The sequence below is a fragment of the Bradyrhizobium sp. Arg816 genome (assembly GCF_029989365.1).
Classification (GTDB): domain Bacteria; phylum Pseudomonadota; class Alphaproteobacteria; order Rhizobiales; family Xanthobacteraceae; genus Bradyrhizobium.
Window position 1 is genome coordinate 102,950 of record NZ_JAPRAQ010000005.1, and the last position, 14,282, is coordinate 117,231.

The 14,282-nt window shown below is 65.0% G+C and carries 13 protein-coding genes; 10 read left to right on the top strand and 3 right to left on the bottom strand.

Annotated elements, in window-relative coordinates; genetic code table 11:
* Window positions 1-227: 227 nt before the first annotated feature.
* The 8 genes from OWC48_RS14535 to OWC48_RS14570 all read left to right on the top strand — a co-directional run bounded on the left by OWC48_RS14535 (window position 228) and on the right by OWC48_RS14570 (window position 8,256).
* Window positions 228-2,003 (top strand): acetolactate synthase 3 large subunit, encoded by a 1,776-nt coding sequence (locus OWC48_RS14535; RefSeq protein ID WP_282520606.1) that lies wholly within the window; start codon window positions 228-230, stop codon window positions 2,001-2,003.
* Between the two features lie 4 nt (window positions 2,004-2,007).
* The gene (locus tag OWC48_RS14540; RefSeq protein WP_282520607.1) at window positions 2,008-2,979 is read left to right on the top strand and encodes a threonine dehydratase; all 972 of its coding nucleotides are present in this window, start codon (window positions 2,008-2,010) and stop codon (window positions 2,977-2,979) included.
* Between the two features lie 23 nt (window positions 2,980-3,002).
* Window positions 3,003-3,545, top strand: a complete 543-nt coding sequence (gene ilvN, locus OWC48_RS14545) for an acetolactate synthase small subunit (RefSeq protein WP_282520608.1) — start codon at window positions 3,003-3,005, stop codon at window positions 3,543-3,545.
* Window positions 3,546-3,548: 3 nt separating this feature from the next.
* Entirely contained in the window at window positions 3,549-4,244 is a 696-nt protein-coding gene (locus OWC48_RS14550; RefSeq protein WP_282520609.1) for a class I SAM-dependent methyltransferase, read from the top strand.
* A 49-nt stretch (window positions 4,245-4,293) separates the two neighbouring features.
* On the top strand, window positions 4,294-5,169 hold the full coding sequence (locus OWC48_RS14555) for an EamA family transporter (protein ID WP_282520610.1): 876 nt from the start codon (window positions 4,294-4,296) through the stop codon (window positions 5,167-5,169).
* A 7-nt stretch (window positions 5,170-5,176) separates the two neighbouring features.
* The gene (locus OWC48_RS14560; protein ID WP_282520611.1) at window positions 5,177-5,779 is read left to right on the top strand and encodes a LysE family translocator; all 603 of its coding nucleotides are present in this window, start codon (window positions 5,177-5,179) and stop codon (window positions 5,777-5,779) included.
* A gap of 132 nt (window positions 5,780-5,911) precedes the next feature.
* Window positions 5,912-6,931 carry a ketol-acid reductoisomerase gene (ilvC, locus tag OWC48_RS14565; RefSeq protein WP_027529584.1) on the top strand — a complete coding sequence of 340 codons (1,020 nt, stop codon included), beginning with the start codon at window positions 5,912-5,914 and terminating at the stop codon, window positions 6,929-6,931.
* Window positions 6,932-7,404: 473 nt separating this feature from the next.
* Complete coding sequence (locus OWC48_RS14570) at window positions 7,405-8,256, top strand: SDR family oxidoreductase (protein WP_282520612.1); 852 nt, start codon at window positions 7,405-7,407, stop codon at window positions 8,254-8,256.
* Window positions 8,257-8,263: 7 nt separating this feature from the next.
* On the opposite strand, the gene OWC48_RS14575 is transcribed toward OWC48_RS14570, so the two are convergent.
* The gene (locus OWC48_RS14575) at window positions 8,264-8,884 is read right to left on the bottom strand and encodes a hypothetical protein (protein WP_282520613.1); all 621 of its coding nucleotides are present in this window, start codon (window positions 8,882-8,884) and stop codon (window positions 8,264-8,266) included.
* Window positions 8,885-8,990: 106 nt separating this feature from the next.
* Here OWC48_RS14575 and OWC48_RS14580 point away from each other — a divergent pair, with 106 nt between their 5' ends.
* Entirely contained in the window at window positions 8,991-9,656 is a 666-nt protein-coding gene (locus OWC48_RS14580; RefSeq protein WP_282520614.1) for a TetR/AcrR family transcriptional regulator, read from the top strand.
* Window positions 9,657-9,982: 326 nt separating this feature from the next.
* Window positions 9,983-11,698: a sulfatase-like hydrolase/transferase gene (locus OWC48_RS14585; protein ID WP_282520877.1), complete on the top strand. Its 1,716-nt coding sequence runs from the start codon at window positions 9,983-9,985 to the stop codon at window positions 11,696-11,698.
* Between the two features lie 128 nt (window positions 11,699-11,826).
* Here OWC48_RS14585 and OWC48_RS14590 read toward each other — a convergent pair whose 3' ends face one another.
* Window positions 11,827-13,386, bottom strand: a complete 1,560-nt coding sequence (locus OWC48_RS14590; protein ID WP_282520615.1) for a glycine betaine ABC transporter substrate-binding protein — start codon at window positions 13,384-13,386, stop codon at window positions 11,827-11,829.
* Complete coding sequence (locus tag OWC48_RS14595; RefSeq protein ID WP_282520616.1) at window positions 13,383-14,165, bottom strand: ABC transporter ATP-binding protein; 783 nt, start codon at window positions 14,163-14,165, stop codon at window positions 13,383-13,385. Before OWC48_RS14595 ends, OWC48_RS14590 begins: the two co-directional genes overlap by 4 nt.
* Window positions 14,166-14,282: the final 117 nt, after the last annotated feature.

Sequence of the window (14,282 nt, forward strand, 5' to 3'; positions counted from 1 at the left end):
CGGGCTTTGGCCGTTATGTTTCGCGCAACCTTTGGGAAGCCGGGCGCCTGCCATGCGTAACATTATTACCAAACTCCTTATCGCCGTCGTACCCAGGCACACCGCCGGGGGTGGCTAGCTGCCATCCACATGACAGGCGGTGTGCAGGGTCCCTCTTCGGGGCCTTTTTTATTTCCCGAACCCGACACGAACGAAGCCGCTGACAACAGCGCATCCGGAGCAAGACAATGAGCGACAAGAGCCACGATCCGAACCAGATGACCGGCGCCGCGATGATCGTCCGTGCGCTCATCGATCATGGCGTGACCGACATTTTCGGCTATCCCGGCGGCGCCGTGCTTCCGATCTATGACGAGATCTTCCAGCAGAGCGAGGTCCAGCACATCCTGGTCCGCCACGAGCAGGGCGCGGGCCACGCCGCCGAGGGCTATGCGCGCTCGACCGGCAAGCCGGGCGTTGCGCTGGTGACCTCCGGTCCCGGCGCCACCAACATGGTGACGCCGCTGACCGACGCGCTGATGGACTCGATCCCGCTGGTCTGCATCTCCGGCCAGGTGCCGACGCATCTGATCGGCAACGACGCGTTCCAGGAGTGCGACACGGTCGGCATCACGCGGCCCTGCACCAAGCACAATTGGCTGGTGCGCGACGTCAACGATCTCGCCAAGGTGCTGCACGAGGCCTTCTATGTCGCGACCTCCGGCCGTCCCGGCCCGGTGCTCGTCGATGTGCCCAAGGACGTGCAGTTCGCGACCGGCACCTATCATCCGCCGCGCAAGTCGGACGTGCACCGCTCCTACGCGCCGCGCGTGAAGGGCGACGCGACGCAGATCCGCAAGGCCGTGTCGCTGCTCGCTAATGCGAAGCGCCCGGTGATCTACAGCGGTGGCGGCGTCATCAATTCCGGCCCCGAGGCGACCAAGCTCTTGCGCGAGCTGGTCGAGGTCACCGGCATCCCGATCACCTCGACGCTGATGGGCCTGGGTGCCTATCCGGCGTCGGGCAAGAACTGGCTCGGCATGCTCGGCATGCACGGCACCTATGAAGCCAACATGACCATGCATGATTGCGACGTCATGCTGTGCGTCGGCGCGCGCTTCGACGACCGCATCACCGGCCGCGTCGATGCGTTCTCGCCGGGCTCGAAGAAGATCCACATCGACATCGATCCGTCCTCGATCAACAAGAACATCCGTGTCGACGTCCCGATCATCGGCGACTGCGGCAACATCCTCGGCGACATCCTCCAGGTGTTCAAGGCGGAAGCGAAGAAGCCCGACATCAAGGCCTGGTGGCAGCAGATCGCGCAGTGGCGCGCCCGCAACTCGCTCTATTACAAGAAGAGCAACGACGTGATCCTGCCGCAACACGCGATCCAGAGCCTGTTCGAGGCGACGCGCGGCAAGGACACTTACATCACGACGGAAGTCGGCCAGCACCAGATGTGGGCGGCGCAGTTCTTCGGCTTCGAGGAGCCGCATCGCTGGATGACGTCGGGCGGTCTCGGCACCATGGGCTACGGCTTGCCGGCCGCGATCGGCGTGCAGGTTGCCCATCCCGACAGCCTCGTCATCGACATCGCGGGCGATGCCTCGGTGCAGATGACGATGCAGGAGATGTCGACGGCGGTTCAGTACGAATTGCCGATCAAGATCTTCATCCTGAACAACCAGTACATGGGCATGGTGCGGCAATGGCAGCAGCTGCTGCACGGCAACCGGTTGTCGCACTCCTATTCGGAGGCGCTGCCGGATTTCGTCAAGCTCGCGGAAGCCTATGGCGGCGTCGGCATCCAGGTGCACAAGCCAGGCGATCTCGACGGTGCCATCCAGGAGATGATCTCGGTCAAGCGCCCCGTGCTGTTCGACTGTCGTGTCGCCGCATTGGAAAACTGCTTCCCGATGATCCCCTCCGGCAAGGCGCACAACGAGATGCTGTTGCCCGAGCAGGCGAACGACGAGGCCACGGCAAAGGCGTTCGCCGGCGGCAAGGCGCTGGTGTGACGTCATGTTCGACCTGACGGAGCTCGAGCGCGCACATGCGATCGTGGGGCAGGCGGTGCCGGCGACGCCGGCACGCGGCTGGCCGCTGCTCGCCGAGCGCCTCGGGACGCAGGTCATCGTCAAGCACGAGAACCACACGCCGATCGGCGCCTTCAAGGTGCGCGGCGGTCTCGTCTATCTCGAAAGGCTGAAGCGCGAGCGGCCGAACATTCCGGGCATCATCTCGGCGACGCGCGGCAATCACGGCCAGAGCCTGGCCTTTGCCGCGAGCCGCCACGGCGTGCCGGCAGTGATTTACGTGCCCCGCGGCAACTCGGTCGAGAAGAACCGGGCGATGAAGGCGTTTGGCGCCGAGCTGGTCGAGCATGGCGAGGACTTTCAGGCGGCCGCCGAAGAGGCACAGCGGCGCGCCCAATTTACCGGCCTGCACATGGTGCCGTCGTTCCATCCGGATCTCGTGCTCGGCGTCGCCACCTATGCGCTCGAACTGTTCCGGACGGCGCCGGATCTCGATGTCCTCTATGTGCCGATCGGGCAGGGCTCTGGAATCACCGGCTGCATCATGGCCCGCGACCTCCTTGGCCTGAAGACCGAGATCGTCGGCGTGCAGTCCACCGAAGCGCCGTCCTACGCGCTGTCGTTCGCGGCCGGCAAGGTCGTGACGACGAAGACCAGCAACACGCTGGCCGACGGCATGGCGACGCGCATTCCCGACGCAGACGCGTTCGCGCTGATCCGCAAGGGTGCCGCGCGCATCGTGCAGGTCTCCGACGACGAAGTCGCCGCCGCGATCCGCGCCTACTGGACCGACACGCACAATCTCGCGGAAGGCGCCGGCGCCGCCGCGCTCGCCGCGGCGCTTCAGGAGAAGACCAAGCTGTCAGGCAAGCGCGTCGGTCTCGTGCTGTCCGGCGGCAATATCGATTTCGATCTGTTCCGCAGTTGGGTCGGGGCAGAGGCGCCAGCGATGGCGTGACGGAGAGACAAGAGGGGACGACCATGAACCAGCCGGCATCCGCCTACTTCATCGAGGACCGCCACGATCCCAACGAGACGCATACGCTCTCGGTGCTCGTGCAGAACGAGCCGGGCGTGCTCGCGCGCGTCATCGGGCTGTTCTCCGGACGCGGCTACAACATCGAGAGTCTCACCGTCTCGGAGACCGAGAGCCAGAAGCATCTGTCGCGCATCACCATCGTCACCACGGGCACGCCGATGGTGATCGAGCAGATCAAGCACCAGCTCGACCGCATGATCCCGGTCTATCGCGTCGTCGACATGACCCTGACCAAACGCTCGATCGAGCGCGAGCTTGCGATGGTGAAGGTGCGCGGCGAGGGCGAGCATCGCGTCGAGGCGCTGCGGCTGGCGGATGCGTTCCGCGCCCGCGTGATCGACGCCACCACCGAGAGCTTTGTGTTCGAGATCACGGGCAATACGGACAAGATCAATCAGTTTATCGACCTGATGCGCCCGCTCGGCCTCGTCGAGGTGTCGCGCACCGGCGTTGCCGCGATTGGCCGCGGGCCTGAAGGGATGTGAGCCATGCTGGCGCGCGACTGGTACTACAACGAGCGCAACCGGATGGGGATCGAGCCCGCAGTGGCCTCGATCTACGACGCCCATGACGATGCCGATCTGCGGGCGCGCGCCGCGCTGAAAATGCTCGGGGTGCAGCGCGGTTGGCGCATCGCGGATATCGGCTGCGGCAACGGCGTGCTCGCGACCGAAGCGGCGCTGATGGGTGCCGAGGTGGATGCCATCGACATCTCGCCGGCGATGCTGGCGCTCGCCGAGATCTACGCCCGCGACCGCAAGGCGCCGGTGCGCACGCAGTCCGCCGGCTTGCTCAGCTTCGCCTACCGGCCGGAATCCTACGATCTGATCGTCAGCGAGTTCACGCTGCACCATCTGCCGGATTTCTGGAAGGCGGTGGCGATGTCGCGGATCTACCGTGCACTGAAGCCGGGCGCGAGCTTCTATCTGCGCGACATCGTCTACGCCTCGATGCCCGACGCCATCGAGCGCGACGTCGAGCAATGGGCCGACTTCCATATCAAGAACCACGATTTTTCGCGCGAAAGCGTCGTCACGCACATGCGCGACGAATATTCCACCTTCGGCTGGGTGATGGAGCGGATGCTGACCGATGTCGGCTTCACGCTGGTCTCGGCCGACTACCACGCGCCCATGCACGGCACTTATCTGCTGCGGAAATCGAAAGCCGGCGAGCAAGGCTAGAACAGAACAACAAACAGGGCTGCACGACAAAGCAGAGCCGAGAACAACAATGAAGCCGGCCGATATCCTCATCGCCATTCTGGTGGCGGTCATCTGGGGGCTTGCCTTCGTGGCGAGCCGGATCGCGCTCGACGAATTTTCGCCGGAGCTGATGACGGCGATGCGCTTCACCATTGCCGCGGTGCCGTGCCTGTTCATTCCCAAGCCGAAGATCGCCTGGTCGCTGCTGATCGCGATCAGCTTCACGCTGTTCCTCGGCCAGTTCCTGAGCCAGGCCTATGGCATCGCCCACGGTGTGCCGGTGGGGCTCACCAGCGTCGTCGTGCAGAGCCAGGCGTTGTTCACCATCGGTTTTGCCGCGATCGCATTCGGCGAGCGGCCGACGCCAGTGCAGACGCTTGGCATTGTCATTGCCGCAGTCGGCCTGCTCATGATCTGCGGTACCGTCGGTTACGATTTCAGCGTTGGTGCCTTCGCGGTGCTGATGATCGCCCCGATTTGCTTCGCTGTCGGCAATCTCCTGCTGCGCGGCGCCCGCGGCGCGCCGATGTTCGACCTGTTCGCCTGGCTCTGCCTCACCGCCGCCGTGCCGCTGTTCGCGCTGGCGCTGGTCGTCAACGGGCCGGCGCCGACCTTCCAGTCGCTGATCCATATGTCGCCGACTGGCCTCGGCTGCCTGCTGGCGATCGGCGCCATCTCGACCAGCATCGCCTATTGGCTGTGGGGCCGGCTGCTGCGTGATTATCCAGCCGCTCAAGTGGTGCCGTTCGCGCTGCTGGTGCCGTTCGTCGGCTCGGCCGCTTCCAGCATCGTGTTTGGCGAGAAGTTCGGCCCGTTGCGGCTGGCCGGGATGCTGACGGTCATCGGCGGCATCGCGGTCATGGTGCTGGCGAGACGCCCGCAGCCGCTGCCCAAGATCGCGTGAGGTGAGCATGTCCCAGTCGCTGCTCTATGCCTTCATCATCTTCGCCCTCGTGATGTTCTTCACGCCGGGGCCGAACAACATCATGCTGCTGTCGTCGGGACTGACTTACGGCTTCCGCCGCACCATCCCGCATATCGCCGGCATCACGATCGGCTTCGCCTTCATGGTCGGCGCCGTCGGCCTCGGGCTCGGCACCGTGTTTCTGGCCTATCCGATCCTCCAGACCATCCTGAAATATGCCGGCGCCGCCTACTTGATCTACCTCGCCGCGGTGATCGCCTTCTCGGGGCCGGCCAAGCCGGGCAAGGAGGACGGCCGTGGCCCGATGACCTTCTGGGGCGCGGCGATGTTCCAGTGGATCAACGCCAAGGGCTGGGTGATCGTGATCGGCACCATCACCGCCTATGCGGCCATCGCCCAATTCCCCCTCAACATCGCGATCCAGACCCTGATCAGCCTGCTCGTGGGCACGGTCTCGACGGTGGTCTGGGCCCTGTTCGGCACTGCACTACGACCGGTACTGACCTCGGAGCGGCTGGTCCGCGCCTTCAATATCGTGATGGCGCTGCTGCTGCTCGCCTCCCTCTACCCCGTTTTCATGGATGCATGATGTCGCGGATTTCCATGCAGAAACGGGTTTCCCTAGGGGCTGAAAATGCTCTAGACAGCCCCCGAAATCCGCAAATTTCACCCTTCGGACACTGACTATCGGCCGCTTCTGGCCCTGAACGAGGAAACGACTATGCGTGTTTATTACGATCGCGACGCCGACCTGAACCTGATCAAGGGCAAGAAGGTCGCCATCGTCGGCTATGGCAGCCAGGGCCACGCCCATGCGCTCAACCTCAAGGACTCCGGCGTCAAGGAAGTCGCCATTGCGCTGCGCAAGGACTCGGGCTCGGTCAAGAAGGCGGAAGCCGCCGGCTTCAAGGTGATGGAAGTCGCCGAAGCCGCCAAATGGGCCGACCTCGTCATGATGCTGACCCCGGACGAGCTCCAGGGCGACATCTATCGCGAGCACCTGCACGACAACATGAAGAAGGGCGCCGCCCTCGTGTTCGCCCACGGCCTCAACGTCCACTTCAACCTGCTCGACCCGCGCGCCGACCTCGACGTGCTGATGATCGCGCCGAAGGGTCCCGGCCACACCGTGCGCTCCGAGTATCAGCGCGGCGGCGGCGTGCCCTGCCTGATCGCGATCGCCAAGGACGTCTCGGGCAACGCCCATGACCTCGGCCTGTCCTACGCTTCGGCTGTCGGCGGTGGCCGCGCCGGCATCATCGAGACCACTTTCAAGGAAGAGTGCGAGACCGACCTGTTCGGCGAGCAGGTCGTGCTCTGCGGCGGCCTGGTCGAGCTGATCAAGGGCGGCTACGAGACCCTGGTCGAAGCCGGTTACGCCCCGGAGATGGCCTATTTCGAGTGCCTGCACGAAGTGAAGCTGATCGTCGACCTGATCTATGAAGGCGGCATCGCCAACATGAACTACTCGATCTCCAACACCGCGGAGTACGGCGAATACGTCACCGGTCCGCGCATCGTCACCGCGGAGACCAAGGCCGAGATGAAGCGCGTTCTCGCCGACATCCAGGGCGGCAAGTTCGCCCGCGACTGGATGCTCGAGAACAAGGTCAACCAGACCTCGTTCAAGGCGACCCGCGCCAAGCTCGCCCAGCACCCGATCGAGGAAGTCGGCGCGAAGCTGCGCGACATGATGCCCTGGATCAAGAAGGGCGCGCTGGTCGACAAGAGCAAGAACTGACGGCTAGCCGTCATTCCGGGTTCGCGACTTCGTCGCGCCCCGGAATGACGCGCGAAACAACAAGCTTCGCTCGCCGAACCAAATCTTAAACCTTCTCGACTACATCGGAGCGAGATCGCAAACGGCGGTCTCGCTCCTTTCATCTCGCGCGAAGCATTGCTGCTTCATTCAAATTCTTCGCGAGCTGACATGCCCCCCGAGCACGAAGAACTGACGCTTAAACCACATTCTTGGTCTCGCGTCGTTTTCAGAACTCTTCCAGAACCTCGCGATCGCCAAAAGCCCAGCGTCTTCAGGGTCGAAGATTCGGATCTTCATCTGCATCTTCAGGGCGCAATCAATCTGATGTCGCGAAGCTCGCGCGCCGCTTCATCTTAAGAATCGACACCCGCGACGTCCCTTTGAGCGTTGGGTGGCATTGCGCTGACACATCCTTCTCTCCATGATCGCGGGAACTTGAGGGGGAGGGGTCTATGCGATCTGTCGTCGTCACCGGCGCGTCCACCGGCATCGGCTGGGCCATTGCGAAATTTCTGATCGGACGCGGCTACCGCGTCTTCGGCAGCGTCCGCAAGCAGGCCGACGCCGACCGGCTCAGGGGTGAGTTCGGCGCGAACTTCACACCGCTCCTGTTCGACGTTACCGACGAGGCCGCCGTGCTCGCCGCTGCGCGCCAGGTTCGCGAGGCGCTGGCTGGCGAGACGCTGGCGGGTCTCGTCAACAATGCCGGCATTGCGGTCGCGGGGCCGGTCCTCGAATTGTCGGCGGATGATTTCCGCCGCCAGATCGACATCAACGTCATCGGGCCGGTCATCGCGACGCAAGCCTTCGGGCCGCTGCTCGGCGCGGACCCGTCGCTGAAGGGGCCGAAGGGGCGGATCGTGATGATCAGCTCCGTCGCCGGCAAGAACGGCAATCCGCTGTCGGCGCCTTACTGCACCTCCAAGCACGCCATCGAGGGCCTGTCCGAGAGCCTGCGGCGTGAGCTGATGCTGTTCGGGATCGACGTTATCATCGTCGCCCCGGGCGCAGTGAAGACGCCGATCTGGAGCAAGGCCGAAGAGATCGATCTCTCCGTCTACAAGAACTCCCCCTATCTGCCGGCGCTGAACAAGGTCATGGCGTTCATGATGGACCTCGGTGCGAAGGGTTTGCCGGCCGAGCGCATCGCCCAAATCGTGTTCGAGGCGCTGACCGCTGCGAGCCCCAAGGTGCGCTACCAGATCACGCCGGACCCGCTGCGCCATCTGGTCGGCGCATTGCTGCCGAAACGGATGGTCGATCGCATCATCGCCAAGCGCCTTGGGTTCCTGCCGCAGGGCTGATTGACGTTCAGCTCGCTTCGGCCGTCCGTCGGCGGGGTTGGGCGGCCATCGCAATCAGCCGCAGCGCCATCACGGCGAGCAGCGGAATGAGGAAGGCGGCATGGAGCGGCATCGCCGGCACGCGCTTGCCGAACGACACCATGAACTGGAACCAGAGATAGTAGCCGCCCACGAGGTGCAGCACGCGCCAGGCCTGCGGCCCGAGCAGCGCGGCGGTGCGGTCGAACGAGGTCGCGCTCATGGCGATGATGAACGCATAGCCGATGCCGCCGAAGATGTAGGAGGCGGCCGAGGTGGTCTCCGCAAAGCCGGCCGGGTCCATTTTGGCGAAGGCAACGATCGCGACCGCGTGGATGGCGTGGGAGGCCGCAAAGCTCAGGCCCAGATAGCGGCGGTTGCGGCGCTGCCAGCGGGTCCAGGCGTTCGGCCACAGCCGTGCGAGCGCCGCGGCACTGAAGGCAAGACAGAACAGCAGCAGCGAGCTTCGCGCCGTGAAACGGATCACCATCCGCACACCCTCGACCTCGAACTGCCGCATCGACGCGATCCACAGGCTGAGCGCGATCAGACTCAGGAAGAGAACGGCGAGCAGCCGCCAGCCCTCGAACCAGCTTTGACGTTGTGACATGGCGATCTCCTCCCTTATGTAATCATCGATTACATTTCAGGCTAGCGAAATCGTCAACGGTGTAATCGATGCTTACATTCACGTTCGAGTGATGCTAGGAAGCGCCATGCCTGCCCGACAGCCGTCCAAGCCGCGCGCGCGTCGCCAAACTTCCGAGGCCCGCCCCTATCATCACGGCGACCTCCGCCGCGTGCTGATCGATGCTGCGTTGCAACTGGCGGCAGAGGGTGCCGAAGTCTCGGTGCGCGAGGCCGCGCGCCGGGCCGCGGTTTCGCCGGGGGCGCCGTTCCGGCACTTCCCCAACCGCGACGCGCTGATGGCGGCGGTGGCCGGGGAGGCGCAGCGGCGCTTTCGTGCCGAGATCGAGGTGGCGCTGAACCAGGCGCCGGCCGCCGACCCACTGGCCCGCTTCCGCGCCTTTGGCCTCGCTTACCTGCGCTGGGCGATGCGCAACCCCGCTCATTTCGAGATCATCTCGACTGGACGCTATTTTGCTCATGGCAGCTCCGCGGAGCTGACGCGCGACAATGCCGAGCTGATCGCTCTGACCGAACGGATGCTGGCTGACGCGGCGGAGCAGGGCCTGTTGCGGTCGGCCGACCTCAAGCGCATCCAGATCGCCGGCCGCGCCCTGGTCTACGGCTTTGCCCGGATGAATCTCGACGGCCACTTTCCGCGCTGGGGGGTGGAGGAGGGCGAAACCGAGCGGATGGCGGAAGGGGTGATCGACCTGTTCATCGCGGGGATTGCCAAGCCGACGCGCGGCGCCTGATCTGCCGGACCCTCGTGGTGAGGAGGCGCGTAGCGCCGTCTGCGGACGATGCTTCGCTTCGCCGCGAGAACCATGCAGGCGCACTCGGGCCTCGCCCTTCGAGACGCCTGCTTCGCAGGCTCCTCAGGGTGAGGGGATCGAGTTGGCCGTGCGGCTGTTCGCCGCCTGCTAACATTAAGCGAAGGTCGGACCGCGACATGCGTTGCTTGTCCGTGACCATTCAATTACAGTTTTATGACACGGTGCAGGCTTCCGGCTGCGCCGAACGCCGCAGGCTGGCCGACAGCTGGGTATTCATTGCGCCGGACCAGCTGTTGCGTGCCGTAATGGCGTCCGTGCCCAATCCAGGTCCTTCTGCCACCACCGCCGTGCTGGCGAGCGTTGCTGCGCTCGGCATCTGGCGCCTGCTTGCGGTTGCCGCGCCGCATCTTGCCGCCCTCGCGCTGATGTACGAGACCGAGACGGATTTCGGGTCGCGGCTGTCCTTCGCTCTCGCCTGGGGCATCCTCAATTTCTTCTGGATCACGCTCTTGCGGCGGCCGGCACTGTCGGGCGCGCTGTCGCTGACCATGGTCGTCGTGCTGGTGCTGCTGTCGCGGCTCAAGCACGACGTCGTGCAGATGACGGTCAACTTCATCGACCTGATGATGATCGACCGCGACACCGTGGCGTTCCTGTTCACGATCTTCCCGAATTTGCGCTGGTCGGTGATCGGGACTGGCCTCGTCACGCTGCCGCTGATGTATGCGCTGTGGTGGCTCGATCCGTTTCGCATCCGCCGCCTGCCGGCGCTCGCCTTTATGCTTGCCTGCCTCTCTGTGCTGGTCGGCTATTCGCTCTATCATCCTGATGAAGCCTGGCGCGGCTATTACGACGACGGCTATCTCTCGAAATTCTTCCGCTCCGGCGTCAGCGCGGTTTCCGACTTCGCGCAATACGGTTTCATGGAGTCGGCGGCATCGACCAACGAGCGGCTCAACATGCCGCTGGTGGATGCCTGCCACCCCGCCGGCCGGCGGCCGAACATCATCATGGTCCATGATGAATCGAGCTTCGACATTCGCGCCGCCCAGGGCATCAAGGTGCCACCGCGCTATGGCGATCATTTCAAATCCTGGGACGGCAAGCAGCGCACGTTCCTGGCCGAGAGCAATGGCGGGCCGAGCTGGTTCACCGAATACAACGTGCTCGCTGGCCTCTCCTCGCGCTCGTTCGGCCGCTTCGCCTATTTCGTGACGCGCATCGCCTCAAACCGCGTCGAGCGCGGCCTGCCGCTGGCGCTGCGCCGCTGCGGCTATGACACGCTATCGCTCTATCCCGCCTATGGCGGCTTCATGGGCGCGCGCAGCTTTCAGGTGACGACCGGCGTCGAACGCTTCCTCGACTCGAAGGATCTCGGCGCCAAGGACGTCGAGCCGGACTCTTTTTTCTACGACAAGGCGCTCCAGCTGATAGGCCAGCAGCCGCCGAACAAGCCGCTGTTCACCTTCATCTATCTCGGCGCCAATCATTTCCCCTGGGAGACGCGCTTCCGCCCCGATCTGCTGCCGAACTGGCGCGCGCCGGGCAATGATGTGGCATCCATCGACGAATATCTGCGCCGGCAGGCGATGAGCGCCGAGCAGTACAGAGCGTTTGTCGCGGGCCTGAAGAAGAATTTTCCCGGTGAGCCCTTCCTGATCGTGCGCTACGGCGATCACCAGCCCGAGTTTGCGCCGAACCTCCTCGAGCCCGGGCTTGACGAGGGCGCGCTCGGCAAGAAGCTCGACGCTTACGATCCGCGTCTCTATGCGACCTATTACGCGATCGACGTCATCAATTTCGAGCCGGTGAAGAGCGAGGCCGTGATGGACACGGTCGACGGCCCCTATCTCCCGCTGGTGATTCAGGAGGCCGCCGGCATTCCGCTCGATCCCTCCTTTGCAGCGCAGAAGGAGATCATGCTCCGCTGCAAAGGCATCTTCTACGGTTGCAAGGACGGCGCCGAGGCGCGGCGGCTCAACCGGCTGCTGATCAATGCCGGGATCATCCGGGGGCTGTAGCGCTGATCGCAACGCAGACCCAGATCGTAGGGTGGGCAAAGCGAAGCGTGCCCACCATCCCGTTGCGCGTGTTGAGAGACGGTGGGCACGGCGCTTACGCGCCTTTGCCCACCCTACGAAATCCGGGCCTACCGCTTGCCCACCTTCTCCCACAGCCACTTCGCAACCGCATCCGGCGACGAATTCGCATCATTGCCGGCAGCACGTAAATTCGCTTCCCGCATCGTGGCGATATCGACCTTGCCGAGCAGCGGTAGCAGCGCCGTCTTGAGCCGCTCATCGCCGGCCCGCTTCGGCGCCAGCAGCAGGATCGCGTCGTAGGGCGGGATCGCGTGCCTGGGATCGTCGAGCACGAGGAGATCGTATTTTGCAATCAGCCCGTCGCTGGTGTAGCCGGCGATCACGTCGACCTCGCCGCTGGCGACGGCCGCGTACATGAAATCCGGCTGCATCTGGCGCTGGGCGCGGAACGAGAGGCCATAGGATTTTTGCAGCGCCGCCCATTCGGGGCGCGAGAAGAACTCGTAGTCGCCGGCGATGGACAGCGTCGGTGCATGCGCGGCGAGATCGGCGATGGAGCGGATGCCGAGCGCTTCGGCGCGCTTCTTCGGCATCACCAGCGCATAGGCGTTCTCGAAGCCGAGCTCGCCAAGCAGGGTGATATGGTCCTTCGCGAGCGCTGTCTTGAGCTCCGCCAACAACTCCGCGCGCGGCTTGATGTCGGTGCGATGCAGCTGGTTGGCCCACAGCGTACCGGAATAATCGACATAGAGATCGATGTCGCCGGCCTTGAGCGCCTCGAAGATCACGCTGGAGCCGAGACCCGACCGCGCGGTCGCGGAGAGGCCGGCGGCCTGGAGGCGGTCCCTCAGCAGGGCGGACAGCACATATTGCTCGGCGAATGTCTTGGCCCCGACGACATAGCTCTGCGACGAGCGCCCCATCGTCGGCACCAGCGTTGCGAGGACCAGCGCCGCGATCCCGATGCCGCCGAGCGCGGCAGGCAGGCGGCTCCGCTGGCGCAAGCCGCTCTCGATCAGGCCGAGCAGCTGATCGACGGCGAGCGCGAGCAGGGCCGAGGCAAAGCAGCCGAACAGCACGAACACCCAGTTCTGGGTCTGAAGCCCGGCAAAAATGTAATTGCCGAGGCTGGTCTGCCCGATCGGCGTTGACAGGGTCGCGGTGCCGATCACCCACACCGCCGCGGTCCGGATGCCGGCCATCATCACCGGAAGCGCCAGCGGCAGCTCGACCATGATGAGCGACTGCCGCGCGGTCATGCCGACGCCTTTGGCGGCTTCGATCAGCGCGGGATCGATGCCGTTGAGGCCCGTGATGCCGTTGCGCAGTACCGGCAGCATCGAGTAGAGCGCGAGCGCCAGCATCGCCGGCAGGAAGCCGAAAGCGGAGAAGGAGATTCCGAACCAGGCCAGCGTGACCGAGGCAGCTAGCAGCAGCAGTGGATAGAACAGCGCGAGCAGCGCCAAGCCGGGCACCGTCTGCACGATGCTTGCGAGCGCGAGCAGGACAGCGCGCGGCGCCGGGCGGTTGCGCGTCAGGATCGCCAGCGGCAGGCTGATGGCGAGGCCAAGCGCGAGCGCGGCGAGGCTGACCCGCACATGGTTGCCGAGATAGTCGGGCAGATGCGACAGCGCCTCGCCCCAGCGTGGATCGGCGAACAGGCTCATGCCGCACCGCTCTGTGGCAGCAGCGCGTTCAGCCGCTCGACCTGGCGCCGCGGCGTGCGCAGCAGCTCCAGCACATAGGCGTCGCCGCTCGTGGAGAGTTCCGCGGGCGTGCCTTGCGCCAGCAGCTGTCCGCCGCGCATCACCGCGATGCGGTCGGCGAGCAGGATCGCCTCCGTCATGTCATGGGTGATCATGACCGTGGTCAGGCCGAGCTTGCGATGCAGCTCGCGAAAATCCTCGCCGAGCGCATCGCGGGTGAGGGGATCGAGCGCGCCGAACGGCTCGTCCATCAGCACGATGCGGGGCCGTGCCGCGAGCGCCCGCGCCACCCCGACGCGCTGGCGCTGGCCGCCGGAGAGCGCCTCGGGCAGGCGGTCGCGATGCGCGCGACGGTCGAGTTGCACGAGCTCGAGCAGCTCGTCGACCCGCGCGGTGATGTCCGCTGCCGGTGCGCCCAGCAGCCTTGGCGTGATTCCGATATTGTCGGCGACGCTCAGATGCGGAAACAGTCCGCCGCTCTGGAAGACGTAGCCGATCCGACGCCGCAGCGCGACCGGATCGACGGTTTGCACGTCCTCGCCCTCGACCGTGATCGTGCCGCCATCGGCCTCGATCAGCCGGTTGGCGAGCCGCAGCAGCGTGGTCTTGCCCGAGCCGGAGCCGCCGACGATGGCCAGAAATTCGCCCTCGGCGATGTCGAGCGACACGTCGTCGACGGCCTTGAGGGCGCCGAAGTTCTTGCTGACGTGGGAATAGCCAATCATCGGCCTGGAAGGCATCGGGCGGGCTCACTCTTCCTTACCCTCCCCTGGAGGGGGAGGGTCGCTCGCGCGAAGCGCGGGCGGGGTGGGGTGATCTCTCAACACGGGCGGTGTTGGACGTGGAGGGACCGTCAC